The sequence below is a fragment of the Kitasatospora sp. NPDC085879 genome (assembly GCF_040686255.1).
Lineage (GTDB): Bacteria > Actinomycetota > Actinomycetes > Streptomycetales > Streptomycetaceae > Kitasatospora.
Map to the genome: position 1 here is coordinate 14,373 of NZ_JBFBJZ010000052.1, position 24,243 is coordinate 38,615.

Genomic DNA, 24,243 nt, shown 5'->3' on the forward strand with positions numbered 1-24,243 from the left:
TTCTGCCAGCGCCCCGGAGCCTCCCGTTCCACACCCCGCACGGCCGGACGGGACACCCCGGTCACGGCTCCCGGCGGCGTTCGGCGGGTTCGGTGCTCGGGGCGGCGGGCGGGCCGGGGCCCGGTGCGGGGCCGGGGGATGCGGGGCCGGGGGGCGCGGGGCCGGTCACGGTGTCCGGGTCGGGTCGGCTGGCGGGGCGCGGTGCCCCGGCCCAGGCACCGGCGCGGACCGTCAGGGCGGCGGAGCGGTCCAGCAGCCGCCGCCCGGTCAGCACGTACTGGAAGAGGCAGCCCGCGAGGACGACGGCCACGCCGCCGACCGCGTCGAGCACCCAGTGGTTGGCGGTGGCGACCACCACGAGCAGGGTCAGCAGCGGGTAGAGCACCGCAATGGCCCACACCCAGCGGCGGCGGGTCGAAGCGATCACCGCCGCCGTGCACCAGAACGCCCAGGCGCAGTGCAGCGAGGGCATCGCCGCGAACTGGTTGGTGAGGGCGGTCAGCGCACCGAGCGGCGAGCTGTCGGGGGCGCCGAACGGGCTGTCGCGCAGGCCGAGGCCCGGGGTGAGCCGGGGCGGGGCCAGCGGGTAGCCCCAGAAGCCGAGCAGGGCGAGGCCGGTCGCGGTGAAGAGCACCGTGCGGCTCGTGCGGTAGCGGCGCGGGTGGCGCAGGTAGAGCCAGCCGAGCACGGCCAGCGGCCCGATCAGGTGGAACGTCTTGTAGTACTGCAGCGACAGGTCGAGTATGCCGTGGGTGCGCAGCACCCATCCGTTGACCGCGCGCTCGACGTCCATCCGCAGGAACTGCTCCACACCGTAGATGTCGCGCGCGTGGTCGACGGCGGCCTCGACCCGGTTCGGCGCGGCATTGCGGATCTTGGTGTAGATGCCGTAGCCGACCTGGATGAACAGCAGCTCCATCAGCAGGTTGGGCCGGCTGACCGGGCGCATCTTGGCGGGCAGCAGGGGCAGTCTGCGGCGGCCGAATGGATGGTGCGGGGTGGGTGCGGGCGTGCGGTGCAGCGTCCAGAGCGGGTCGGTGGTGCGGCGGAAGGGCAGCAGGGCGGCCGCCAGGGCGGCGGTCAGCGGGGCGGCGCCGCGCAGCAGGAAGGTCGTCACCGGTTCGATCTGGGGGTCGAGCATGCTGCTGGAGAGCAGCGCGACGGTCACGGCGACCACCGGCCACAGCGCGCGGTCCTCGGGGCGGCGGCCGAGGCGGCCGACCGCGGCGGCGAGCAGCCAGCCGAAGTCGGCCGGCCCGGTGAGCGGCGAGATCACGACGGCGGCGCAGCCGACCGTGCCGGCGGCGAGCAGGTGCTGCCCGTCCGCGGTGAAGGCCAGTCCGCGGCGGAGTGCCAGCGCGGCGACCAGGACGGCGGCGGCCAGGAAGACGGCGGCGAGCAGCGGCCCGCGCAGGCCGAGGCGGAGCAGCAGGCCGTAGGCCGACTGGTTGTCCGGCCCGACCCCGAGCAGCGGGTCGACCAGTTGCCGCCAGCCGCGGGCGGTCTGCACCGGACGGGCGGCCCAGGCCGCGGTGTTCAGGGCGAACGCGAGGACGAGGGAGTTGAGGGCGCGCCGGTGGGCCTTCCGGCAGATCAGCAGGACGGCGAAGAGGGCGAGCGCCGGTTCGAGGGCGATCGCCGCGCCGAGTGCGAGGCCTTCGGGCGCGCGGGCGCGCGGGAGCACCTCGGCGAGTGCGAGCGCGACGGCGGCGAGGCCGAGGACGGCGTCGACCGGCTGCCCGCGCAGGTCTGCGCTGAACAGCAGGGCGCCGGCCGCGGCGGTGCCGGCGGCGCCGGGGAAGGGCAGACCGGGCGGCGGGTCGCGGGCGAGCAGCAGGCCGACGGCGAGGACGGAGACGAGTGCCGCCGCCAGCAGGACGGCCCGGGTGCCGATCGCGTACCAGCCGCCGAGGCCGGTCGCGGCGAGGTCGGCGACCGGGCTGGGCCGGCCGACGGGGACCGCCAGCGTGTTCCAGGTGACGGGGGCGCAGACGCCGAGCACGACGAGGGCCGTGGCCAGGGCGACCAGGCGGCCTGCGGAGGCGAACCGGGGCCGGGGCAGCGGCAGCGCGGGCACCGGTGGCATCCCTGCTCCTCTCGCCGCTCGCACCGGCCGGTGGTCCGGGTGCCGCGGGGAGGGCGACGGGCCGGCGGCCGGTCCTACCCTGCGACTGTCCAGCGGCGGGGGTCGGCACGCATCCCGTGGGCTGCCGGCCGGGTGGCGGGCGCGGCCCGGGGACGCGGTACGGCGGAGGGGACGCCGCCGGCCCGGCTGGGGAAGGCCGGGCCGACGGCGGGGCGGGGCCGGGGGTTGCCCCGCAGGGGCGCGGTGAGGGTTGGGCCGCGCCCCGGGAAGGTGGCTCGATCAGTGCAGCTGCTACTCGCCCATGGCCGCGCGGGCGTCGATGAAGGCGGCGACGGCGCGCTCGACGTCCTCGGTCGAGTGGGCGGCGGACAGCTGCACGCGGATCCTGGCCTTGCCGTGCGGCACGACAGGGTAGGAGAAGCCGATCACGTACACGCCGCGCTCCAGCAGCAGCTCGGCCAGCCGGCCGGCCTTCGCCGCGTCGCCGATCATGACCGGGGCGATGGCGTGCTCGCCCGGCAGGATCTCGAAGCCGGCCTCGGTCATCTTGGTGCGGAACAGGTGGGTGTTGGCCGCGAGCCGCTCGCGCAGGTCGCCGGACTGCTCCAGCAGGTCGAGCACGGTCAGCGAGGCGGCCGCGATGACCGGGGCGAGCGAGTTGGAGAACAGGTACGGGCGGGAGCGCTGGCGCAGCAGGGCGACGATCTCGCGGCGGGCGGCGACGTAGCCGCCGGAGGCGCCGCCGAGGGCCTTGCCGAGGGTGCCGGTGATGATGTCGACGCGGTCCATGACGCCGTGCAGCTCGGGGGTGCCGCGGCCGGTCGGGCCGACGAAGCCGACCGCGTGCGAGTCGTCGACCATGACCATCGCGTCGTAGCGGTCGGCGAGGTCGCAGATCTCGCGCAGCGGGGCGATGTAGCCGTCCATGGAGAACACGCCGTCGGTGACGATCAGGCGGCGACGGGCGTCCTGGCTGGCCTTGAGCTGCTGCTCCAGGTCGGCGAGGTCGCGGTTGGCGTAGCGGTGGCGGCGGGCCTTGGACAGGCGGATGCCGTCGATGATGGAGGCGTGGTTGAGGGCGTCGGAGATGACCGCGTCGCGCTCGTCCAGCAGGGTCTCGAAGACGCCGCCGTTGGCGTCGAAGCAGGACGAGTAGAGGATCGTGTCCTCCTGGCCGAGGAAGTGCGAGAGGCGCTCCTCGAGCTGCTTGTGCACGTCCTGGGTGCCGCAGATGAAGCGGACGGAGGCCATGCCGTAGCCCCAGCGGTCCAGGGCGTCCTTGGCGGCGGCGACCACGGCGGGGTGGTCGGCGAGGCCCAGGTAGTTGTTGGCGCAGAAGTTCAGCACTTCGCCGGGGCGGCCGCCGCCGGTGACGGTGACCGCGGCGCTCTGCGGGGTGCCGATGACCCGCTCGGGCTTGAAGAGGCCGGCCTCGCGGATCTCGTCGATGGTGGCGGCGAGGTCCTCGCGCACGTTGTCGAACACGGGTGGTGTCTCCCAGAGTCGTGTGTCGCTGACGGTTCCGGACGGGTCCGGTCTCAGACCGTCCAGTCGAGGATGATCTTGCCGCAGTTGCCGCTCGCGGCCTCGTCGAAGGCCTGGTCGAAGTCGGCGGCGGCGTAGCGTCCGGTGATCACCGGGCTGAGGTCGAGACCGCCCTCCAGCAGGACGGACATCGCGTACCAGGTCTCGAACATCTCGCGGCCGTAGATGCCCTTGATGGTGATCATCGAGGTGACGATCGACGCCCAGTCGACCGGGAACTCCTCGGCGGGCAGGCCGAGCATGGCGATCCTGCCGCCGTGCGTCATGTTGGCGATCATCGAGCGCATCGCCTCGGGGCGGCCGGACATCTCCAGGCCGATGTCGAAGCCCTCGCGCAGACCCAGCTGCTGCTGGCCCTCCTCGATGGTGTGCTGCGAGACGTCCAGCGCCAGGGTCACGCCGACCTTGCGGGCGAGGTCCAGGCGGTACGGCGAGACGTCGGTGATCATGACGTTGCGGGCGCCGGCGTGCCGGGCCACCGCGGCGGCCATGATGCCGATCGGACCGGCGCCGGTGATCAGGACGTCCTCGCCGACCAGCGGGAAGGACAGCGCGGTGTGCACGGCGTTGCCGAACGGGTCGAAGATCGCGGCCACGTCCAGGTCGACCGGCACCCGGTGCACCCAGACGTTGGAGGCGGGCAGCGCCACGTACTCGGCGAAGGCGCCGTCGCGGCCCACGCCCAGGCCCACCGTGTTGCGGCACAGGTGCCGGCGGCCGGCCAGGCAGTTGCGGCACTTGCCGCAGACCAGGTGGCCCTCGCCGCTCACCAGGTCGCCCACCTCGACGTCGGCGACGGCGGCGCCGATCGCGGCGACCTCGCCGACGAACTCGTGGCCGACGGTCAGCGGGGTCCTGATGGTCTGCTGCGCCCAGCCGTCCCAGGAGCGGATGTGCAGGTCGGTGCCGCAGATGCCGGTGCGCAGCACCTTGATCAGCACGTCGCCGGGGCCGATCTCCGGCATGGGGACGTCCATCAGCCAGAGACCTGGCTCGGCCTTGTGCTTGACGAGTGCCTTCACGGCGAGCGCTCCTGACGCGGGGTGGAACGGGAGCCCGGCGATGCAACCCCTGCCTCGCCGGGCACAGTGAAATCTGCCGGGTCGGAGCAGGTCAGGTCCATCGAGGAATTCTTAAGGGCGGTCGCAGCTGGGCTGAACGATCGTCCCCGAGGTCCCGCCGCCGCGCGCCCCGGCCGCCCCCGCGGCGTGCCGAGCGCCACCCGTACGGGCTACCGGGCGGGCCGGGTGTCCGCCTGCGCGGCGTGCCGGGCGGTGGCGTCGAGCAGGCCGTTCACCGCCTCGGCCGGGGTCTCGGAGGTCTCCTCGCGGGCGGCGTGCCGGTGGCCGTCCGTGGCGAGGATCTCGCCGGGCTGCCTCGTCCGGTGTACCGGGGAAGACCCGGTGGAGGTCGCCGTCGCCGATCGGGGGCTGCGAATCCACGCTCCGGGAGCGCGGCCGCGGGGCACCGGCGATTTTCAGGGCCCGGGTCGGTGCGGGGGTGTGCGGTGCGGGCCCGTAGCGTGGGGCGCCGTGAGCGGAGTCGCGGGCGAGGAGGGGACGGTGTCCGTCGGGACGGCAGGGGTGACCGGGGTCGCGGGGGTGCGGAACCTGCGGGACGCGGGCGGGGTCGGGGCGCTGCGGCGCGGGGTGCTCTACCGGTCCGCGGCGCTGCACGGGCTGAGCCCCGCGGGGGCACGGCAGGTGGCGGAGCTGGGGGTGCGGACGGTCGTCGACCTGCGCAGCGTGCCCGAGGTGGCGGACCGGCCGGATGACGGGCTCGGGCCTGAGGTCGAGCACTGCCACCTGCCGGTCTTCACCGAGCAGCGGTGGCCGGCCGACCAGGCGGAGCTCTACCCGGCGATGGCGGAGCACGGCGGGCCCGCGGCGGCCGCGCTCGTCCGCCGGCTGGCCCGGCCGGGGGCGCTGCCCGCCCTCGTCCACTGCGCCTCGGGCAAGGACCGCACGGGTGTGGTGGTGGCCGTGCTGCAGCTCCTGCTCGGTGCCACGGACGAGGAGGTCACCGCGGACTTCCTCCGCTCGAACGCGGCCCTCGGCCTCACCGTCGAGGCCGCCGGCGCCGGCCACAACACCCGTCCGGTGGCGGCCGTCCATCTGCGCCGGGCACTGCTCTGGATCCGCAGCCACCACGGCTCCGTCGAGGACTGGCTGCGGACCCACGGCGCCGCGGCGAAGCACCTGGACGCCGTACGCGCCGCACTCGCCGGACCAGACGGTGCGCGCGGTGCGGGCGGTGACGATCGGCGGTCCGGGGCCGGGGCCGACTGACGGCGGCGGCGGTCCGGGGCCCGGTGGCGTTCCGGGCGGGGGGTGATCCGCTCGTTGCCCCGGCGGGCCCGGGTGGGCGTCCGGCCGGCGACGGCCGCACCGGCGGTGTCCGTGTCCATGCACGACGCGTCGGCGGTACAGCGGAGTGGGCGACCGGAGCGGCCGGGGCGGGTCGGCGGCGGCCGGTCAGCGGAGGATGTCCGCGAGGTCGTACGAGACCGGCTCCTCCAGCTGCGCATAGGTGCAGGTCTCGGGCTCGCGGTCCGGTCGCCAGCGGCGGAACTGGGTGGTGTGCCGGAACCGGGTGCCCTCCATGTGGTCGTACGCGACCTCGACCACCCGGTCGGCGCGCAGCGGCACCCAGGAGAGGTCCTTGGTGCCCGTCCAGCGGCTGACCGCGCCGGGCAGCCGGGAGGAGGCCTGCGCGCTCTCGTCGGCCCAGGCCGCCCAGGGGTGGCCGGTGAGGTCGTCGAGCCGCAGCGGGGCGAGTTCCTCGACCAGTTCGCGGCGGCGGGCCATCGGGAAGGAGGCGCAGACGCCGACGTGCTGCAGCTGCCCGTCGCCGTCGTAGAGGCCGAGCAGCAGCGATCCGACCACAGGGCCGCTCTTGTGCTCGCGGTAGCCGGCGAGCACGCAGTCGGCGGTCCGCTGGTGCTTGATCTTGAACAGGGTGCGCTCGCCGGGCGCGTACGGCTGGTCGAGCGGTTTGGCGACCACGCCGTCCAGGCCGGCGCCCTCGTACTGGGCGAACCAGGTGCGGGCGAGGTCGATGTCGGTCGCGGCGGGTGCCAGGTGGACGGGGGCGGAGGCGGCGGCCAGCGCCGACTCCAGGGCGCCGCGCCGTTCGCCGAGCGGGCGGTCGGCGAGGGCGGTGTCGTCGAGGGCGAGCAGGTCGAACGCGACGAAGGAGGCTGGGGTGCGCTCGGCCAGGGTACGGACCCGGGAGGCCGCCGGGTGGATGCGCTCCAGCAGTTCCTCGAAGCGCAGCCGTCCCTCCCGGGCGATCACGATCTCGCCGTCGACGACGCAGCGGGCCGGCAGCTCCCGGCGGAAGGCCTCGACCAGCTCGGGGAAGTACCGGGTGAGCGGCTTGGTGGTGCGGCTGGCGATCTCGATCTCGTCGCCGTCGCGGAAGACGATCGCGCGGAAGCCGTCCCACTTGGCCTCGTACTGCATGCCGGGCGGGATCTCGGCCACCGACTTGGCGAGCATCGGCTGCACCGGCGGCATCACGGGAAGGTCCATGCTCCGATCGTCGCCGCACGTCGCGCGGCCCGCGCGCCGGATACCGGGGGCCCGCCTAGCGTGGGAGGCATGGTCTCGACAGCGGTGGAACTGGAGGTGGAAGGCCGGCCGGTCCGGCTCTCCAACCCCGACAAGGTCTACTATCCGGCGCGCGGCTTCACCAAGCGGGACGTCGCCGAGTACTACCTCGCGGTCGCGCCCGGCGTGCTGCGCGGGCTGCGCGACCGGCCCACCACCCTGCAGCGCTTCCCGGACGGAGTCGAGGGCGAGTTCTTCTACCAGAAGCGCGCCCCCAAGGGCCTGCCGGAGTGGCTGCCCACCGCCCGGATCGCCTTCCCGAGCGGGCGCACCGCCGACGAGATCTGCCCGAACGAGCCGGCCGCGGTGCTGTGGGCCGCCAACCTGGGCTGCCTGACCTTCCACCCGTGGCCGGTGCGCCGCGGCGACACCGAGCACCCGGACGAGCTGCGGATCGACCTCGACCCGCAGCCGGGCACCGACTTCCACGACGCGGTGACCGCCGCGCACGAGCTGCGCGCCCTGCTGGAGGAACAGGGGCTGCGCGGCTGGCCGAAGACCTCCGGCGGCCGCGGGCTGCACATCTACGTGCCGGTGGAGCCGCGCTGGACCTTCACCGACTGCCGGCACGCGGTGATCGCGCTCGGCCGGGAGCTGGAGCGCCGGATGCCCGGGCGGGTGACCACCGCGTGGTGGAAGGAGGAACGCGGCGAGCGGATCTTCGTGGACTACAACCAGATGGCCCGCGACCGCACCATCGCCTCCCCCTACTCGCTGCGGGCCCGGGCCGAGGCCACCGCCTCCACCCCGCTGCGCTGGGAGGAGCTGGACGACGTCGTCCCGCTGGACTTCGACCTGCGGACGGTGCCGAAGCGCTTCGCCGAACTCGGCGACCTGCACGCCGACATGGACGAGCACGCCTTCGACCTGGAGCCGCTGCTGGAGCTCTTCGCGCACCAGGACGCCGGCGACCTGCCCTACCCGCCGGACCACCCGAAGATGCCGGGCGAGCCGATGCGGGTACAGCCCAGCCGGGCGAAGAAGGACTGAGGGCGGAGAACTCCGGCACCCGAGCGGTCGGGTGCGGTCGCTTGGCGCCGGTTCCGAAAGCCCCGCCTCGGCCGGCCGCGGGCGTGGCTACGCTCGCCGCACCTAACACCGGTTCGGAGGGGACGGCGACCATGGGCGAGACCACCCGCTGCGCGACGTGCGCGGCCGTCGAGGAGCCGCGCAGGCGCTGCCCCGGCTGCGGCGACGAGGGCTGACCGGCCGGTGGACGCCTACGAGGAGCTGCTGGCGCTGGCCCGCGGCACCGCCCGGACGATGCTCGCCCAGGGGGTCGCGCCGCGGTCGTTCCACGACGACGGCGGCAGCGCGGTCGAGGGCTGGGTGGTGGACCGGCTGCCCACCGGCGAGCAGGGCGGCGACGGGCTCCCGCTGCCGGCGTCCGGCGTCCGCAGCAGCTGTGCGCTGGTGCTGGACGTGGACGGCCGCTTCCACCGCTACCGGGACAGTTCGCTGCGGACGGCCGACAGCCGCGGACGGGCGGTGCTCACCCGTCGGCTGGAGCTCTCGCCCGCCTCCGCGCGGACCCTGGTCGGCCTCGGCCCGGGCAGGCCCTTCGACCAGGCGACGGTGCTGTTGGAGCAACTGCCGTGGACGGCGGTGGCGCGGCGCCCAGCGACCCGGCCGATCCCGGCGGCCGCCGTCCGGACTCCGGCGCGGCCGTCGTGGGCGCAGCGCCCGGAAGCGGAGCCGGTGGCCGTCGTACCGGACGGGGGCACCGAGCGCGCCGGTACGGCCGCCCGGCTGCTGTTCGGATTCGCCGGCGGCTGTGTCTGCGCGACCGCGGCCACCCTGGCCTGCGCCGCCCTCCTGGGCGACGCCGCCCGGCCGGTCGGCCTCACCACGGCGGGGGTCTGCGTGGCAGCCGGCACCGCGGTCGGGGCCCTCCGCGGCCGGCACGGTGCGGGGTCGGACTGACGGGCGGGCGCGTACCTGAACCACCCGCCGCCGTCGGCCGTACCACTGACCCCGTGCCGACCGCGGGCCGACGCATCACGCGGTGCCGAACGTCCGCTGATGTGGCGGCTGCGGCCCTGGGGGCCGCCTCGTTCGTCCGGGCGACGCGAGGCGGCGATGTCGGATCAGGGCAGCAGGACGGCCTTGCCGTGGTTGCGGTGGGCCTCCAGGTCGGTGTGGGCCTGCGCGGCGTCGGCCAGGGGGTAGGTGCGCCAGACCGGCACGGTGAGCCTGCCCTCGGCGGCCAGCTGCACCAGCTCAGGCAGCACGTGGCCGCCCTCGTCGGCGGCGCCGGCGCTGAAGCGCACCCCGTGCTGCGCGGCGGACATGTCCGCGATGGTGATGACCTTCGCCGGGTCCCCCGTGAGGGCGACGGAGTCGGCGAGGATGCCGGCGCCGGAGGCGTCGAGGACGACGTCCACCCCGTCCGGGGCGGCGGCCTTCACCCGCTCCACCCAGCCGTCGCCGTAGCGGACGGCGGTGGCGCCGAGCGCGGTGACGCGCTCGATGTCGTGCTCGCCGACCGTGCCGATGACGGTGATACCGCGGGCGACGGCCAGCTGGACGGCGAGGAAGCCCACGCTGCCGCCGGCGCCGTGGACGAGCAGGGTCCGACCCGGCTGCACACCCAGCTGACCGAGAACGCGCGACGCCGTCCGGCCGACCGTGACCAGCGAGGCGGCGACCTCCCACGACAGGCTCTCGGGCTTGGCCACCGCCCGGTCGAGCAGGGCGTATTCGCCGTAGCTGCCGCCGACCGTGGCGCCGAGGACCTCGTCGCCTGCGGCCGCCTCGGCTCCCTCGCCGACGGAGTCGACGACACCGGCCGCGTCCAGGCCGGGGATCACGGGAAAGTGCGCGGGGACCATGCCGGCCATCAGGCCGGACCGGATCTTCATGTCGAGCGGGTTGACCGAGGCGGCCCGCACACGGATCCGGACCTGACCCGGGCCCGGCTCCGGCGGGGTGACCTCGGACAGCCGGAGCACCTCTGGCGCGCCGTACTCGGAGAAGGTGATCGCTTTGGACATCGGGAACTCCCAGGTGGAGACGGGTGGAAAGGGGAACCGCAGTCGCTCCGGCCGGCGGCGCGGCCACGGGGGGCCTCGCCGCTCAGGCGGTGAGGGTGGGGTAGTCGGTGTAGCCGCGGTGGTCGCCGCCGTAGAAGGTGGACTGGTCCGGGGTGTTGAACGGACCGCCGGCGGCCAGGCGGGCCGGGAGGTCGGGGTTGGCCAGGAACAGCGCCCCATAGGCGACCATGTCGGCCGTCCCGTCCTCGACCAGCTTGAGCGCGTCGGGGCCGGTGACGTCCGGATGCGTGAACGGGTTGAGGACGAACGTGCTCGGCCAGGCCTTGCGCAGCCGTGCGGTCAGATCGCCGTCCGGGCCTTCCATCAGGTGCAGGTAGGCCAGATCCAGGCCGGCGAGGCGCCCCAGCAGAGCCTCGTAGACCTCACCCGGGTTGTCCTCGGCGATGTCGTTGAACGGGTTTCCGGGCGAGATCCGCAAGCCGACCCGGTGGCTCCCGATCGCCTCGGCCACCGCCGTGACGACCTCCACCGCGAACCGGATCCGGCCCTCGGTGCCGCCGCCCCAGGCGTCGGTGCGCCGGTTGGTGTTGGGGGCGAGGAACTGGTGGATGAGGTAGCCGTTGGCGCCGTGGAGTTCCACGCCGTCGAACCCGGCCTCGACGGCGCCCAGGGCCGCTGCGGTGAAGTCGGCGATCGTCTGCCGGATCTCGGCCTCGCTCAGCTCCTTCGGCGTCACGAAGTCCTGCGGCCCCTCGTGGGTGTACACCTGGCCCTTGGCGGCCACCGCCGACGGCGCGACCGGCACCAGGCCGTCGGGCAGCAGGCTGGGGTGGCCGATCCGGCCGGTGTGCATCAGCTGGGCGAAGATCGCGCCGCCTTCGCGGTGCACGGCGTCGGTCACCGTCCGCCATGCCCGGACCTGGCCGGGCGTGTGCAGACCGGGGGTGTCGGGGTAGCCCTGGCCGACCGGTGAGGGCTGGACGCCCTCCGTGACGATCAGCCCTGCCCCGGCGCGCTGCGCGTAGTACGTCGCCATCAACTCCGTCGGCTCGGCGCCGGGCCCGGAGGCACGGCTGCGGGTCATCGGCGCCATCGCGATGCGGCTGGTCAGGCGCTTGCCGCCCAGGACGATCGGATCGAAAGCAGTGGTCATGGTCTCTCCTCGGGATGGATGACGCTCTGTGGCTCGGGCGTTCCGCCGCCTGCGGCAGCAGATGCCTGTCCGAACAAGTACATCACAATCACCTGTCCGAACAGGTAAGCCGGGCAATCCATTCCCGGGAGCGCATGCGAGGCATGCAGAACCACCCCCACCTGCTCACATGCGCCCAGCCATCCGAACAAATCAGCGGGACTGCGGGTCCGGCGGTAGGATCAAGCTGATCAGGCAGGAAAGGTGAGCAAGCGATGACGCAGTCCACGCCGGAGTCCGGGAACAGAGCCGAGGGGATGGGGCAGGAGGCCACCGTCCCGATGCCGGGCGCCGCCACAGGCGGGCCGGTCAGCCATGCGATCTTTCGCCTGGCCCGCCTGCACCGCATGTTCGCGGGACAGCTGCTGCGCCGCATCGGCCTGCACCCGGGCCAGGAGCTGGTGATGATGCACCTGTGGGAACTCGGCCCGCAGCGGCAGGCCGACCTGGTGCGACTGCTGGACTCCGACGCCGCCACCATGACCCGCACCGTCCGGCGCCTGGAACAGGCCGGCTTCGTCCGCCGTCGGCCCTCGCCCACCGACAAGCGCGCCTCACTCATCGAACCGACCGCGGCCAGCCAGGCCCTGCGCCACGAGGTGGAGCGGATCTGGACCCAGCTCGAGGAGATCTCGACGGCGGGCCTCTCGGACGACGAACGCACCGCAGCCCTGCACACCCTGGAGCACCTGGAGCAGAACCTCGTACGGGCCGCCGCCGAACCCGCGGGCACGGAAGCGGAGGGCTAGCCTCGTCGGCGGCCCTCACCGGCCGCAGTCACCGGCCCGGCCGTCAGGGCAGTGGCTTGCCGGCCGGGCCGGTGACGGTCATGATGTCCGCGCTGAGCCACGGGTCGTCGGGCCAGGTCAGCTGCACCAGCTCCGCCGGCGGCCGGACGCCCTGCGCCACGGCGGCCACGTAGGCCTTGGCCTCACCGATGCCCAGCCGCGGGACCAGCCGGCGCAGCTGCCGCATCGCCGCGACCGGTCCGGCCGACTGCAGAAGGCCGCGGATCTCGACGACCAGCGGGTCGTCGTCGGTCCCTCCCCTGACCCGCCGTCGGTAGAACGTCTCCCAGTCGTCGCCCAGGCTGGTGGCACGGATGAAGTGGAGGCTGCCGTCCTGGCGGTCCACCAGGTACGGGCCGCCGACACCGCAGGTGTCGCGCCTGTCCCGGCTGCGCATCCACGCCACCGACTCCCAGAAGACCAGCCAGCCGACGGCGCGCTCCTCCACCCGGTACACGGCGAACCCGGGCTGACGCGCCATCCACGGGTCGGTTTCCCGCTCCCGCGCCAGCTCGGATTCGACCAGCTCGACCGCGTGCTCCTTGGTGATCACCGTCCCAGTGTCTCCGGCCTGGCAATCGGATTTTCCCGGCCGGCCCGCGCCGAGGCCGTTCACGGCCCGGCTGCGCCGCTCAGGCCAGGAGGGCGGCGAGGAGGGTGTCCGGGGTCCAGTCGCCGGCAGCGCCGGGGCGGGTGCTGAGGTAGGCGGCGGCGCGGGGGGCGGGCCAGCCGTGGGACTCGGCGAGGCCGGCGGCGAGGTTGCGGAGGTAGCGGGCCGACGGGCGGCTGAGCTGTGCCTCGCTGGTGCGTTCGGGGGCGGTGAAGGTGACCACCGGGTGGCCGTCCAGGGTGCCGGGGCAGAGCAGGGTCTCGTACCGGCCGGGGCCGAGGACCGCCCGGCCGTCGCGGAGGGCGGCGGCGAGGCCCGGCGCGGCGGCCCCGCTCGGGGTGCGGCGCATCTCCTGGGCGGCGATGTCGAGGAGTTGGCCGAGCGTCAGCAGGTAGCCGCGGGCAGGGAGTTCGCCGTCGTCGAGCCCGTCCAGGAAGGCCATGCCGCCGCCCCAGACCGCCGACTCGCGGGCGAAGTACAGCCGGCCGGGGAGCAGCAGCGGCAGGTCGGCGGCGGGCGGGCGGCGGTCCCGGCAGCCCGGGTAGTGGCGGGTGCTGCCGGGCGGGCGGCCGCCGGCGAGGTAGGTGTGCAGCCGGGCCCGGTACATGTTGGAGCCGTAGGCGGCGTACCAGACCGGGCGGGCCGGGTCGATCGGGTCGACCGGGTCCACCAGCCCGGCGGGGTCGACGAGTTCGGGCGGCCGGGCGGGGTCCGGCCGGGCGGGTCGGGGGCGGTGGGGTGCGGGGGTGCCCATGCCCGATGATGCGCGGGCGGGTGCGGCGCCGTCGGCCGTACACACCGTCGGTGGGCGGTGACGGCGGGCGGTTCACCCGTCCGGGCGCGGGGTCCGAACCGGCGGGCGAGGTAAAGAATCTTTGACACAATGTCCGGTCTGTTTTACCTTGATGGCATGGCAACCGAAGAGAAGCGCGCCTGGATCATGGTGGTGGTCACGGTCTGCGCCTATGCGGCCTACGCTGCCGTCGTCCTCGGCCGGGCCGACGGCGGACCGCTCACCGCGGCGCCGTACGCGGCGCCGCTGCTGTGGAGCGTCGGCCTCGCGATCCTGGCCTCGATCCTGCTGCACATCGCCGCCTCCCTCGTCTCGAAGGACGGCGGCCGGCAGAAGGACCAGCGGGACCGCGAGATCCACCGGTTCGGCGACCACGTCGGCCAGTCCTTCGTGGTGCTCGGCGCGGTGGCGGCGCTGGCCATGGCGATGGCCGGGTGGGACCGGTTCTGGATCGCCAACACGGTGTACCTGGCGTTCGTCCTGTCGGCGCTGCTCGGCTCGGCCGCGAAGATCGTCGCCTACCGGCGGGGGTTCGGCCCGTGGTGAAGCCGACCAGGATCACCAACAGCATCCGCGCCCTGCGGTTCGGCCACGGGGAGATGACGCAGGCGGCCCTCGCGGACCGCATCGGCGTGACCCGACAGACCGTCATCGCCATCGAGCAGGGCAAGTACTCGCCGTCCCTGGAGACGGCATTCCAGATCGCCCGGGTCTTCGGCGTCCGACTCGACGACGTCTTCCAGTACCCGGACACCGAAGGGGAGGCACCGTGAAGGCCGTCGTGCAGCAGAGATACGGCGAGGCGGACGTCCTGGAGCTGCAGGAGACCGACCCGCCGGAGATCGGCCCGGACGAGGTCCTCGTCCGGGTGCACGCCGCGGGAGTGGACCCGGGCGTCTGGCACCTCATGGCCGGACTCCCCTACCCGGTCCGACTGGCCTCCGGCCTGCGGACCCCGCGCAGGGCCGTCCCCGGCACCGACGCCGCCGGACGGGTCGAACGGGTCGGCAGCGACGTCACCGCCTTCCGGCCCGGTGACGAGGTGTTCGGCAACTGCGAGGGCGCGTTCGCCGAGTACGCCCGCGCCCGCGTCGACCGCCTGGCCGCCAAGCCGGCCGGGCTCACCTTCGAACAGGCCGCGGCACTGCCCGTCTCCGGCTGCACCGCCCTGCAGGCGCTGCGCGACACCGGACGGCTCCGCGCCGGCCAGCAGGTCCTGGTCATCGGCGCGGCAGGCGGCGTCGGCTCGTACGCCGTGCAACTCGCCAAGGCCCTCGGCGCCGAGGTCACCGGGGTGTGCAGCACCGGCAAGACCGAACTGGTCCGCGAGCTCGGCGCCGACCGGGTGCTCGACTACACCCGCGAGGAGATCACCGAGGGCGGGCACCGCTACGACCTGATCCTCGACACCGCCGGCAACCGGCCGCTCGGCCTGCTGCGCGGTGCCCTCACCCCGCGCGGCACCCTCGTCATCGTCGGCGGCGAGGGCGGCGGCACATGGCTGCAGGGCATCGACCGGCAGCTGCGGGCGGCCGTGCTCTCACCCTTCGTCGGGCAACGGCTGCGCACCCTGCTGGCCCGGACCACGGCCGAGGACCTGCGCCTCCTCGCCGAAGCCGCCGAGGAGGGCCGCCTGGTGCCGGTCCTCGACCGCACCTACCCGCTCGCGGAGGCGGCGGCCGCGGTGCGCCACGTGCACGGCGGCCACGCCCGCGGCAAGGTCGTGCTCACCGTCGCGGCCTGAGCCGAGCGACCTGAACTGCGCGACCTGAACTGCGCGGCCTGAACGGTCGGGGTCCGAGGGTGGTCAGCGGGGTCAGCGGTCGGCGCCGAGGACGGCGTCGGCGACCAGACGGGCCACCGCCCCGGGCTGTTCCACCATCACCAGGTGGCCGCTGTCCGGGATCTCCTCCAGTGAGACGGAGGGACAGGTCAGGAGGGCGGCGCGCTCCGAGTCGGTGAGGCCCACCTCGTCCCGGTCGCCGCGCACCACCCAGGCCCGGACCCCCGAACCGCACAGCCGCGACGCCAGCGACCCGTGCCGGTCGAGGTACTCGAAGTACGCGGCGATGGCCCGGCGGCAGAACGGCGCCGAGTTCTTCCTCAGGTCGGCGAGCAGCGCCGGCCTCCGCCGCTCCGGGATGCTGTCGGCGAGCGCCTTCGGCGCCAGCCACAGCATGGTCGGCCAGGCCAGCGCACCCAGCCCGGGCACCCGGCCCACCGCCGAGGCGACCGCCAGCGCCCTCGACTCGTCCTGCCGCGAGAACGTCGGCGAGAGCAGCACCACCGGACCGTTGAAGTGCCCGCCGCCCACCATCTCCAGCGCGACGTTGGCACCCATGCTGTGCCCGACCACGGCCGTGCAGCCGCGGTCGGCCGCGAACGCGGCGGTGATCGCCGCGTAGTTCTCCATCGACACGTCCTTGGGCGCGACCGTCCCCGCGTGGCCCGGGACGGTCGCGGCCACCAGCCGGATCGGCGCACCGGCGAGCTCCGGGGCAGCCATCATGTCCTCGTAGAAGCCCGTACCGCACAGCCCGCCGGGCAGCAGCAGCACCCGGTGCGGCGCGTCGGCGGGCCCCGACTCCCGGACGTCCCAGGCGTGGAACTGCGCGGCACCGCTCACGGCTCGGCCCTCCGTCTCGCTCGACCCCCCGCAGTCTCCCGCGCCGCCGGCCGGCGGCTGCCGACCCTGCGCCGAACGCGGCATGTCGGGCGTTGCGGGGCGCGGTCAGCCCGCCCGGCCGCGGCGGGCGCGGCCGCGCGGGGCCGGTCGGCGAGGGCGGCGCGGCGCGCGGCGACGCCCTCGCCGCGCCGGGTGCGCTGGACCGGGACGACCTTGACCCCCAGCAATCGACCGGAGGGTCAGCCCTGGCCTGAGCCTCCCCGCTCTCCACCGCCCGGACGAGTGAGAGGCTCGCGCAGCGAGACGACACCGTCGACCCACTGCTGGAACACAGCACCGTCGACTGCGTGGATCCGGTTGGCTGATGCGAAGTCGACAGCCGGGCGGGTGCGGTCGGCCGGGTGGGCTGGGGGTGTCGGCGGCGTCCTGCTCTTCGGAGTGCCGGTACGCCGAAAGCGGCTCGGGAAGTCCGGACGGTGGCCCGCACTTTCTTCCCGGCAGGGGCTGGTGGTCGGCCGCGTGCCGGTGGTGGGGCCCCGGTCCGGGAGCGTCGGGGGGTGCGGGCCGGGGTGATGGGGAGCGGGGCGGGTGGCCGGCTGTCGCGGTTCGCCAGGCCCCGGCCGGCCTACGGCCAGTCGAGGAGTTCGACGTCGCACTCCTCGAGTGCGTGTGCCTGCACGCCTGACGCCTTCGCCGCTTTCGAGCGGAGCTGTGCCTGCGGTCCCCGGGTGGCCTCCAGTGCCGCGCGGTCGCGGAAGATCGCCCCGACGCTACCGGTACCGCGCGTACGGTCGATCAGCAGGGCGCCGCCGGCGAACCGTCCAGGGACCCCAGCCCGGGCAGCGCGGTCGTCTCTAACACCGCCACCAGCCGGTCGGCCGCCGCCGGGTCGAACCCGAGGCGCACCAGCCGGAACCCCGCTCCGCCTGCACGTCGCCCCGGCGGGACACCGCGGCCTCCCAGCCGGCCACGACGACCGTGCCGCCGAACACGGTCAGCAGCTCCTGGCGCTGGTCGCGCAGCGCCGCATAGCTGTCCCGCTCGTTCTGCGCGCTCTCCCACCACGAACCCAGCAGGATCTCCCGAGCTGCCGGTCCGAGAAGATGCTGAACCCCCGGTAGCCGGCCTGGCCGGAGAGCAGCCCGACGGACTCCGCCTTCAGCCGTCCCGGTCCGCCACGGAACCGGCATCTTGCGCCCTCCCCGCCCACCTTCCATCGCACGCCCGACTCGACCCCCGGTCAAACGCTGAACGTCACGTGGTCGGGGATGTCTGCGGCGGACAGCCCTGACCAGCCTGAACGGCGGCCTGGCAATCGGGCGGCCGCCGACCTCTGGCGTCATGGGAATCTCCACGCGCGGCCACCGTCCCCATGTCCACAACGGTCGCGGCACCGCCGTCCCCCTGGCCCGTTCATGGCATTCAGGGTGGGAAATTGAGGCTCTTCGACACATTCCGTGACGGGTGGTCATCAGGCGAGGAGGATGCGACGCCTCAGGAGGTCGAATCCGGCTCGACCGTAGTGCTGGCGCTTGATCATCTTGATCCGGTTCACGTGTCCCTCGACCGCGCCGGAGTTCCAGGCCGTGGTGAGGCCAGCGGTGACGGCGGCGAGGTCCTGGCGCAAGCCCTTCGCGAAGGAGTGGAGTTCGGTGATCTCGCTCTGCTCGGCCTCGGCGAGCCAGTCCTGGAGGTGGTGGCCGTCGCGGCGTCTCAGGAGCGAGGCGAAGCCACGGGCGAGCCGACAGGTCGCGGCGATGTGAGTGCAGCGCGTGCAGAGTTCTTTGAGGTGCTGCCCGGCTGGCTCGCTCTGATTCTCCGGGCGACCGATGATCCAGTGCACCACGTCGGGGACGGCAGGTGCTGGAGCGGGCGGTGGTTGCCGGAGGACGGAGGTGCCAAGGGTGTTGAGGAATCGGCGGACCGTCCTGCGGGAGCCGGTGTAGCCGCGTTCCGCGAGTTCGTTGCGCAGTGTCTCGGCGTTGTCGCATCCCTCCTCCCAGCGCTGGACCAGATGTGCTTTGTGGAGGTCGAGGTCTGTGCGGGTGCGCCGGCGAGGCCGGATCAGTTCCTCGGCAGAGGTCGCGCGCGCGTATCGGCGAACGGTTGTGAGGTCGTAGCCGGTGTGCCGGCTGATGGCCTGGAGCGTCATGCCGTTCTCGAACAGCGGGCGGATCTGCTGCCAGCGGGCGCGGGTCGTCTGCTCGCGCCGCCCCGGGGCAGGCTGGTCCTCGACTGGTGGCGCCTGGCTTGCCCCGGTCTCGGTGGCGCCGGGGTCGAGCGCGGGAGGTGCCAAGCAGGTGCGATGTCGTCGGACGGCCTTCTCGACCGCGATGGCCAGGTTGTGGAGGATGTGCCACCTGTCGGCGACCTGCGGAACGCCGGGCAGGGCCCGCTGAGCGCCTTGGGCGAACGAGCCGCCGCGGTCGCGGCAGACCATCTGGACGTGGTGGCGGTCCTGGAGCCAGGCTGCGAAGGTGTCCGCGGTGTGGTCAGGCAGGACGTCCACTGGGCGGTGGGTCTCCATATCGATCAAGATCGTGCCGAACCTCCGCCCGCGCCGGAAGGCGAACTCGTCCACCCCCAGCACCGCCACGTCGCCGACCGGTGGGAGGTCGAGTCGGCGGATCAGCCGCAGCAGTGTCGAGCCGCTGACCGGGTACGCCAGATTTTCCACAAGGCGCTGTCCTGCCTGCCCGCCGAGCGCCAGCGCAACCTTCTCCAGGTCGCGTTGCAGGCTCATGGTGCGGCGGCCATACCGAAAGGTGAGCTGGTCGACCTGCTCGGCGAACGTCCGTTTCGGGCACTCTGCGGTGTCGCAGAAGAAGCGCCGCACCGTGAGGTCGATGGCCGTCATCTGGCCGCCAACGGCGGTGTCGGCGAGTCGGCGCCGATAGCGACTGTGAGCCCGAGACGAGGCAGTGCCGCATCCGGGGCACCTCGCCGTCGGGGCGATGGATCTCGCAACGATCCGCACCGACCGGCCGACACGGACGATCCGGTCGACCAGGACCTGATCCAGGTGCGGAAATAGGACTTTCAGCAGCTCAGGAGCTTGTTCCCCCACGATCGAGGGCTACCCCGAGGTCGTCCGTTTCACGGAAAGTGTCGAAGAGCCGAAATTGACTGACCGTCGACATCGCGTAGGGCTGCCCGCCAACTCGGGCAGAGGTGCTCGGCGTCGGAATGTGCCGCGCAGGTTCAGATCCTGTCGTCCCGACAGCGAGGTCGGAGCCCCGCTGACTGGACGAAAGTTCAGGTCAGCAGGTGCAACACGCCGATCCGGCTCGCCCGGCAGGACTGACCCGGGCGCCGAGGCTCCCGGCCGGCGCCGCCGGGTATACGGGGATGAGACCACCGCGATACCTCCGCACACCACGATGGCGTCCAGGGCGAGGGCTCACCCGGCGGCCCACTGCCAACGGACCGGAAGAGGATGCAGGACGGGATGCGGAAGATGTGCAAGCACGTGGCCACGGGTCCGACGGTGACCGCGATCGGGGCTGTCGGCGTATGAGTTCCGCCGTGCATCAGCGATTGACCGGCAGAGGTGTGCGGGTAGGGCTGGCCGGACTGGCCGGGCTCATGGTCCTTGCCCTGGCCGGTTGTTCGTCATCCGGGCAGCCAGCCGCAGGGGCGGTGCCGACCACGCAGTCGCCGTCCGCACTCCCGACGAGTGCTGATCCGCATCTTCCTATCGAGCCGTATCTCTTCTCCGAGGCGGAGGCGGAGAAGCTGACCAGGGCGGGAGCGGTGCTGCGCAAGGCGTGCCTGCAGCGGTTCGGTCTCGACTACGCCATCAGCCCCGCCGGCCCGCCGACCGGACCGGGCACGTTCAATGACCGCCGGTACGGCGTGACGGACCAGGCCGAGGTGGCGGCAAACGGCTACCACCTCGGCGACCGCGACCCGCGCCCCCACCCGGTCCGCCCGCCGCAGTTCTCCGCCGAGCAGCAGCAGGTGCTCACCGGGCACCTCCCGGGGAAGACCGGTGGGGACGAAACGAATCTCCAGGTCAACGGCGTACCGGTACCACCCGGCGGCTGTTACGAGGAGGCGAGGCGCGGCCTGGCTGGTGCGGGGGAACTGGGCTCGAGCAGCGTGGCCCAGCAGGCCAACTTCCAGACTTTCAAGGCCAGCATGTCGGTGGCGCAGGTCACGCAGGCATTCGAGGAGTGGTCCGGCTGCATGAAGAACAGGGGTTACTCCTACCCCAATCCGATGGATGCCCTCGGCGACCGGCGCTTCCTGGGGGACTCACCCACGCCGCTGGAGCTCCAGGTGGCGACGGCTGACGTGATCTGCAAGCAGCAAGTGGATCTGATCGACACCTGGTTCGCGGTCGAGACTTCCTTGCAGAAGGAATTGATCGCACGGCAACAAGCCGAATTCACGGCGGCGCTCGCGGCGAAGACCGAGCAACTCGCCAAGGCCGAGGCCGTGCTGCGCGATCAGTGAAGTAGTGGGCTGACACTTTTTCACGTCCGGGCGCGCCCACCCTTCCCCAGGCATGCCGAGGGGATTGCACACACGCCTGGAACGTCCATGAAGAGAGGATCAAAGAAGTGAAGCGCACCCTCAAGCTCGCCGCAGTGGCCCTGGGCGCTGCCCTGCTCGTCCCCACCCTCGCCACCTCCGCGCAGGCCGCCGTCGGCGACTGCCCGGACGGAAATTTCTGCCTCTTCTACAACTCGAACGAGCAGGGCTCCCACTTGGCGATGTCGACGAGCATTCGCGACCTCGCCGGGTACACCTTCACCAGCCCCGGCAACGGCCGGGGCCAGCACGTCAAGAACAACGCCGCATCGGCTGTCTCCAACGTGTGCATGACGGTCCGGGTGTACTACAACTCGAACTACAGCGGCCCGATGGACATGTTCAACTACCGCAATGCCGCGAACCTGGTCAACACGTACAACGAGAACGCCTCGGTGAGGTTCGCCGAGGACTGCTGAGCCTCACCCACGTGGCAACCGGTCGCCGGTACGCGCTCCGGCGTACCGGCGTACCGGAGCCGGGCTTCGGCAAAGACCGCGACAACACCGCCGTAACAGCGCGGGATCGCGCACGACCACCCCGCACCTGATCCGCGGTCACATGTGCAGCATCAACGCTCGTGCAGCGAAGCATCGAGCAGACTCTCGCCCGCGTGGGCGTCGCAGTGGTCGCCGTCCCTCGGTGGCGCAGGCCGCCGACTACAACGGGGTTTGCGGTTCGGGCTACGACGTCGTCGACTCGATGTCGCTCGCGGGTGGCACCGCGTTCCTGACGTACAACGGCTCGACCGGGCAGAACTGTGCCGTGACGGTCCGCGACAGCCCCGGCAGTCGGGTGTACGTGCTCGCATCCATCAGGGTCGCCGTCGGGGGAAGCCCCTGGAACAAGGACGGCGACTACTACGGCACCTACGCCGGACCGGTCTACGTGCAGGCGCCGGGCCAGTGCATCGACTGGGTCGCCCAGATCGACTAGGACTCGGCGCAGCAGCTCGATTCCCACTGCGGCTGAGGCGGTGGAGGTTCGCCCGCGTAGGTCGCTCTGACGGTGCGACGGTGCGCGGCGGCCAACCGGCCTGCTGCTGACCGGAGTCGAGGCCGACCGGCCCCGTGACACGGGCGTCCGCCGGGTTTCGGCTCGGACGAGCGGACTGCGGGTGAGGTCCTGCGGGTGCGGCTGCCGCCGGGCACGGGAGTGTCCCGGACCCGGCGGCGGTGCCGAGGCGTGGGCTGACGAGCGATCGGCCGAGGACGCGGATGGCGTAGCTGTGGCTTCCGTACACGTTGGTGACGTGCACGCCGTGTGTGCCGCGAAGCGGAGCGGCCTCGATGATCCGGCCGTTGCCGATGTAGAGGGCGACGTGGTAGGTGTCACCCGGGCTTCCCCAGAGGATGAGGTCGCCGGCCCGGACGTCGCTGGAGGGCACCCGGGTGGCCCGGACGGACTGTTCGTCGGTGTCCTCGCCGATGTCCACTCCGGCGCCGGCCCAGAAGAGGTACTCGGTGAACCCGGAGCAGTCGAACCCGAAGGTGTTGTAGTCGTTGTAGCCGCCCGGGAGAGCGAGTCGACACCGCAGCCCGGGCCGCCCTTCCCGCCGGCACCCCAGGAGTAGCTGAGGGCCTGGGTGGTCGTCTGCTGGGCGAGCGCGATGACGCGGTTGATCTCCTCGGTGGTGGTGCCGGAGGTGCTGCCCTGCGGGCCGTCGAACCGGCCGTGCCCCGTGGTGTCACAGCTGCCGTTGCCGGTGCCGTGATCGGAGATCACCGCAGGACCTGCCCCGGCAGGCCGGCAGGCCAGGCGCGTTGGGCGGGGGTGTCGGGGACGGCGAGGCCGCGGGCGTGTTCCACGGCGGTCCAGACGGTGTCGGGGGCGGTGCCGTTGAGGACGAGGAGGGAGACGGCGAGGAGGGAGGATCGGCCGATGCCGGCCCTGCAGTGCGTCACCACGTGGGCGCCGCCGCGCAGTCGGGCGGCGAGCCGGTGGAGGACGGGCAGGACGTCCGCGGGGTCGGGCACCGTGCGGTCGGGCATCGGGACCGGGACGAACTCCAGGCCGGCGGTGGCCGCGATCCGCGGCTCCTCGGTGAGGCCGAGCTCGTCGAGCTCCGCCGCGGTGAGTGCGCAGACCAGGACGTCCGCGAGCCAGTCGTGGCCGCGCGGGCGAGCCATGGTGCTGACCCGCCCGGGGCCGGGCAGGTCGAGGGTGAACAGGGAAGCGCGCACGGCGGGACCGCATTTCGCTCGGGGGTGTGGGCTCCGGGCCGGACGGCGGGCGACGCTCGTTCACCTGACGGAACGTCGAAGGGAGCGCGTACGCCCGGGCTGCGGCCACGGGGTGCCGGCCAGCCTACCGCGGCGGCTTGACCCTGACACCGGTGGCGGGGTCAAGCCGGCGGCCGCCTCCGGAGCAAATTCGTTTCCCGATCGTGGAGTTCAGGCTCGATCGGCAGGGTCTGCCTGGCTGTCCAGGGCGGCGCGGAGCCAGTCGTGGGCGGCGCCGAGGGTGGGGGTGTCCGGGTCGGTGAGGTCGGCGGCGAGCTGCCAGTAGCGGTCCATCACCGGGTGGGCCAGTGCGTCGAGGCGGTGGCCCAGCAGGCGGCGGAAGGCGGGTGTGTCGCGGTCGCCGTGGGCGGCGGCGTGGGCGGCGACGAAGCAGTCCAGTGCCTCGCCCGCCCGCGGTGCCCGCCCGGCCCGCAGGGCGGGCACGGCCAGGTCGTACGCCTCGGCGAGGCCGTCGTACAGCACGGCCGGGCGGTACGTCCCGCCGTCCGCGGGCGGCCGGGGCGGCGCGTCGACGCCGCCGGGGCAGGGCATGGTGGTGAGGGCGTGCAGCCGGGCGAAGGCCAGGACCTGGGCGGGTGACGGGTCCGCGGGCGGCTGCGGCACCGCGGCGTCGACGATCCGCGCGACCTGCGGGGTCGGGAGGCGGGGCGGCAGGACGCGCCGCCAGTAGCGGGCGAGCGCGGCGGTGTCGGGCGGGGATCCGACCGCGCCGATCAGTCGCAGCCGGTCGGCGCGTTCCTCGGCCGGGCAGTCGTGCAGCAGCCGCAGGGCGGCCTCGCGCCAGCGCAGGGCGGCGAGGCGGCTGCCGAGTTCCTTCAACTGCGTGGCGACGGCGTCCTCCAGCGCGTCGCCCAGCGCGCGCCCCGGCGCCTCCGCCGCCGCGTCCCCCGTCGCCTCCCCTGCCGCGTCCTGCCGGTTCAGGACGCGGTCGATCGCGGTGACGGGCAGGTCGAGGCCGCGCAGCGAGCGGATCAGGCGCAGCCGGTCGAGCGCGTCCGGTCCGTACCGGCGGTGGCCGCCGGAGCTGCGGGCGGCCTCGGGCAGCAGGCCACGGTCGGAGTAGTGGCGGACGGTCTTCACGGTGACGCCCGCGCGGTGGGCGAGTTCGCCGATGCTCCACAGTCCGTCCGGGACCACGACTTGAACCTCCCTCAGGGGGAGTTCCTACCGTACCGGCACGGGCGGGCGGCCGGACGGGGCGCCCCTGGACACCCGTGTGC

23 protein-coding genes and 1 pseudogene are annotated in these 24,243 nt (G+C 73.5%); 10 read left to right on the plus strand and 14 right to left on the minus strand.

Annotation, left to right across the window (positions count from 1 at the left end; all coding sequences use genetic code 11):
• Positions 1-61: 61 nt before the first annotated feature.
• The 4 genes from AB0P35_RS30520 to AB0P35_RS30535 all read right to left on the minus strand — a co-directional run bounded on the left by AB0P35_RS30520 (position 62) and on the right by AB0P35_RS30535 (position 5,099).
• Positions 62-2,086 carry a phosphatase PAP2 family protein gene (locus AB0P35_RS30520; protein ID WP_363517159.1) on the minus strand — a complete coding sequence of 675 codons (2,025 nt, stop codon included), beginning with the start codon at positions 2,084-2,086 and terminating at the stop codon, positions 62-64.
• A gap of 291 nt (positions 2,087-2,377) precedes the next feature.
• Positions 2,378-3,571 carry a glycine C-acetyltransferase gene (locus AB0P35_RS30525; RefSeq protein WP_095871433.1) on the minus strand — a complete coding sequence of 398 codons (1,194 nt, stop codon included), beginning with the start codon at positions 3,569-3,571 and terminating at the stop codon, positions 2,378-2,380.
• A gap of 53 nt (positions 3,572-3,624) precedes the next feature.
• Entirely contained in the window at positions 3,625-4,653 is a 1,029-nt protein-coding gene (gene tdh, locus AB0P35_RS30530) for an L-threonine 3-dehydrogenase (protein ID WP_095871434.1), read from the minus strand.
• Between the two features lie 209 nt (positions 4,654-4,862).
• Complete coding sequence (locus AB0P35_RS30535) at positions 4,863-5,099, minus strand: hypothetical protein (protein WP_363517163.1); 237 nt, start codon at positions 5,097-5,099, stop codon at positions 4,863-4,865.
• 64 nt (positions 5,100-5,163) lie between these two features.
• On the opposite strand from AB0P35_RS30535, the gene AB0P35_RS30540 reads away from it, so the two are divergent.
• On the plus strand, positions 5,164-5,919 hold the full coding sequence (locus AB0P35_RS30540; protein WP_363517166.1) for a tyrosine-protein phosphatase: 756 nt from the start codon (positions 5,164-5,166) through the stop codon (positions 5,917-5,919).
• 186 nt (positions 5,920-6,105) lie between these two features.
• Here AB0P35_RS30540 and AB0P35_RS30545 read toward each other — a convergent pair whose 3' ends face one another.
• Positions 6,106-7,164 carry an ATP-dependent DNA ligase gene (locus tag AB0P35_RS30545; protein ID WP_363517169.1) on the minus strand — a complete coding sequence of 353 codons (1,059 nt, stop codon included), beginning with the start codon at positions 7,162-7,164 and terminating at the stop codon, positions 6,106-6,108.
• 84 nt (positions 7,165-7,248) lie between these two features.
• Between AB0P35_RS30545 and ligD the strand changes: the two genes are divergently transcribed.
• Together ligD and AB0P35_RS30555 are read left to right on the plus strand one after the other, a co-directional pair.
• Positions 7,249-8,232, plus strand: coding sequence for a non-homologous end-joining DNA ligase (ligD, locus tag AB0P35_RS30550; RefSeq protein ID WP_363517259.1), 984 nt, complete (start codon positions 7,249-7,251; stop codon positions 8,230-8,232).
• A gap of 222 nt (positions 8,233-8,454) precedes the next feature.
• Positions 8,455-9,165: a hypothetical protein gene (locus AB0P35_RS30555; protein ID WP_363517172.1), complete on the plus strand. Its 711-nt coding sequence runs from the start codon at positions 8,455-8,457 to the stop codon at positions 9,163-9,165.
• Between the two features lie 164 nt (positions 9,166-9,329).
• On the opposite strand, the gene AB0P35_RS30560 is transcribed toward AB0P35_RS30555, so the two are convergent.
• Together AB0P35_RS30560 and AB0P35_RS30565 are read right to left on the minus strand one after the other, a co-directional pair.
• Positions 9,330-10,235 (minus strand): NADP-dependent oxidoreductase, encoded by a 906-nt coding sequence (locus AB0P35_RS30560; RefSeq protein WP_363517175.1) that lies wholly within the window; start codon positions 10,233-10,235, stop codon positions 9,330-9,332.
• An 82-nt stretch (positions 10,236-10,317) separates the two neighbouring features.
• Complete coding sequence (locus AB0P35_RS30565; RefSeq protein ID WP_363517178.1) at positions 10,318-11,388, minus strand: alkene reductase; 1,071 nt, start codon at positions 11,386-11,388, stop codon at positions 10,318-10,320.
• 254 nt (positions 11,389-11,642) lie between these two features.
• Between AB0P35_RS30565 and AB0P35_RS30570 the strand changes: the two genes are divergently transcribed.
• A complete protein-coding gene (locus AB0P35_RS30570; protein WP_363517181.1) occupies positions 11,643-12,176 on the plus strand; it encodes a MarR family winged helix-turn-helix transcriptional regulator in 534 nt (177 codons plus the stop codon).
• A gap of 43 nt (positions 12,177-12,219) precedes the next feature.
• On the opposite strand, the gene AB0P35_RS30575 is transcribed toward AB0P35_RS30570, so the two are convergent.
• On the minus strand, positions 12,220-12,768 hold the full coding sequence (locus AB0P35_RS30575; RefSeq protein WP_363517184.1) for a YrhB domain-containing protein: 549 nt from the start codon (positions 12,766-12,768) through the stop codon (positions 12,220-12,222).
• A gap of 79 nt (positions 12,769-12,847) precedes the next feature.
• Positions 12,848-13,579: a histone deacetylase gene (locus AB0P35_RS30580; RefSeq protein ID WP_363517187.1), complete on the minus strand. Its 732-nt coding sequence runs from the start codon at positions 13,577-13,579 to the stop codon at positions 12,848-12,850.
• A gap of 156 nt (positions 13,580-13,735) precedes the next feature.
• Here AB0P35_RS30580 and AB0P35_RS30585 point away from each other — a divergent pair, with 156 nt between their 5' ends.
• From AB0P35_RS30585 to AB0P35_RS30595, 3 genes are read left to right on the plus strand one after another with little or no spacing between them, the layout of a single operon-like run.
• Entirely contained in the window at positions 13,736-14,164 is a 429-nt protein-coding gene (locus tag AB0P35_RS30585; protein WP_363517190.1) for a hypothetical protein, read from the plus strand.
• A gap of 11 nt (positions 14,165-14,175) precedes the next feature.
• The gene (locus AB0P35_RS30590; RefSeq protein ID WP_363517262.1) at positions 14,176-14,391 is read left to right on the plus strand and encodes a helix-turn-helix transcriptional regulator; all 216 of its coding nucleotides are present in this window, start codon (positions 14,176-14,178) and stop codon (positions 14,389-14,391) included.
• Positions 14,388-15,362 carry an NAD(P)-dependent alcohol dehydrogenase gene (locus AB0P35_RS30595; RefSeq protein WP_363517193.1) on the plus strand — a complete coding sequence of 325 codons (975 nt, stop codon included), beginning with the start codon at positions 14,388-14,390 and terminating at the stop codon, positions 15,360-15,362. Before AB0P35_RS30590 ends, AB0P35_RS30595 begins: the two co-directional genes overlap by 4 nt.
• 72 nt (positions 15,363-15,434) lie before the next feature.
• Here the strand turns inward: AB0P35_RS30595 and AB0P35_RS30600 are convergent, their stop codons facing one another.
• Together AB0P35_RS30600 and AB0P35_RS30605 are read right to left on the minus strand one after the other, a co-directional pair.
• Positions 15,435-16,244 carry an alpha/beta hydrolase gene (locus AB0P35_RS30600; protein ID WP_363517196.1) on the minus strand — a complete coding sequence of 270 codons (810 nt, stop codon included), beginning with the start codon at positions 16,242-16,244 and terminating at the stop codon, positions 15,435-15,437.
• Between the two features lie 1,471 nt (positions 16,245-17,715).
• Positions 17,716-19,311, minus strand: a complete 1,596-nt coding sequence (locus AB0P35_RS30605) for an ISL3 family transposase (protein ID WP_363517199.1) — start codon at positions 19,309-19,311, stop codon at positions 17,716-17,718.
• A gap of 446 nt (positions 19,312-19,757) precedes the next feature.
• On the opposite strand from AB0P35_RS30605, the gene AB0P35_RS30610 reads away from it, so the two are divergent.
• The 3 genes from AB0P35_RS30610 to AB0P35_RS30620 all read left to right on the plus strand — a co-directional run bounded on the left by AB0P35_RS30610 (position 19,758) and on the right by AB0P35_RS30620 (position 21,716).
• A complete protein-coding gene (locus AB0P35_RS30610) occupies positions 19,758-20,702 on the plus strand; it encodes a hypothetical protein (protein WP_363517202.1) in 945 nt (314 codons plus the stop codon).
• 107 nt (positions 20,703-20,809) lie between these two features.
• Positions 20,810-21,199 (plus strand): peptidase inhibitor family I36 protein, encoded by a 390-nt coding sequence (locus AB0P35_RS30615; RefSeq protein WP_363517205.1) that lies wholly within the window; start codon positions 20,810-20,812, stop codon positions 21,197-21,199.
• A gap of 223 nt (positions 21,200-21,422) precedes the next feature.
• Positions 21,423-21,716, plus strand: a complete 294-nt coding sequence (locus AB0P35_RS30620; RefSeq protein ID WP_363517208.1) for a hypothetical protein — start codon at positions 21,423-21,425, stop codon at positions 21,714-21,716.
• Positions 21,717-22,020: 304 nt separating this feature from the next.
• On the opposite strand, the pseudogene AB0P35_RS30625 reads toward AB0P35_RS30620, so the two are convergent.
• From AB0P35_RS30625 to AB0P35_RS30635, 3 genes and pseudogenes are all read right to left on the minus strand, one after another.
• Positions 22,021-22,347, minus strand: a pseudogene (locus AB0P35_RS30625) (NlpC/P60 family protein); the annotation flags it as partial.
• Between the two features lie 154 nt (positions 22,348-22,501).
• Positions 22,502-22,963: a tyrosine protein phosphatase gene (locus AB0P35_RS30630; RefSeq protein WP_363517211.1), complete on the minus strand. Its 462-nt coding sequence runs from the start codon at positions 22,961-22,963 to the stop codon at positions 22,502-22,504.
• 210 nt (positions 22,964-23,173) lie between these two features.
• Entirely contained in the window at positions 23,174-24,160 is a 987-nt protein-coding gene (locus AB0P35_RS30635) for a MerR family transcriptional regulator (RefSeq protein WP_363517214.1), read from the minus strand.
• Positions 24,161-24,243: the final 83 nt, after the last annotated feature.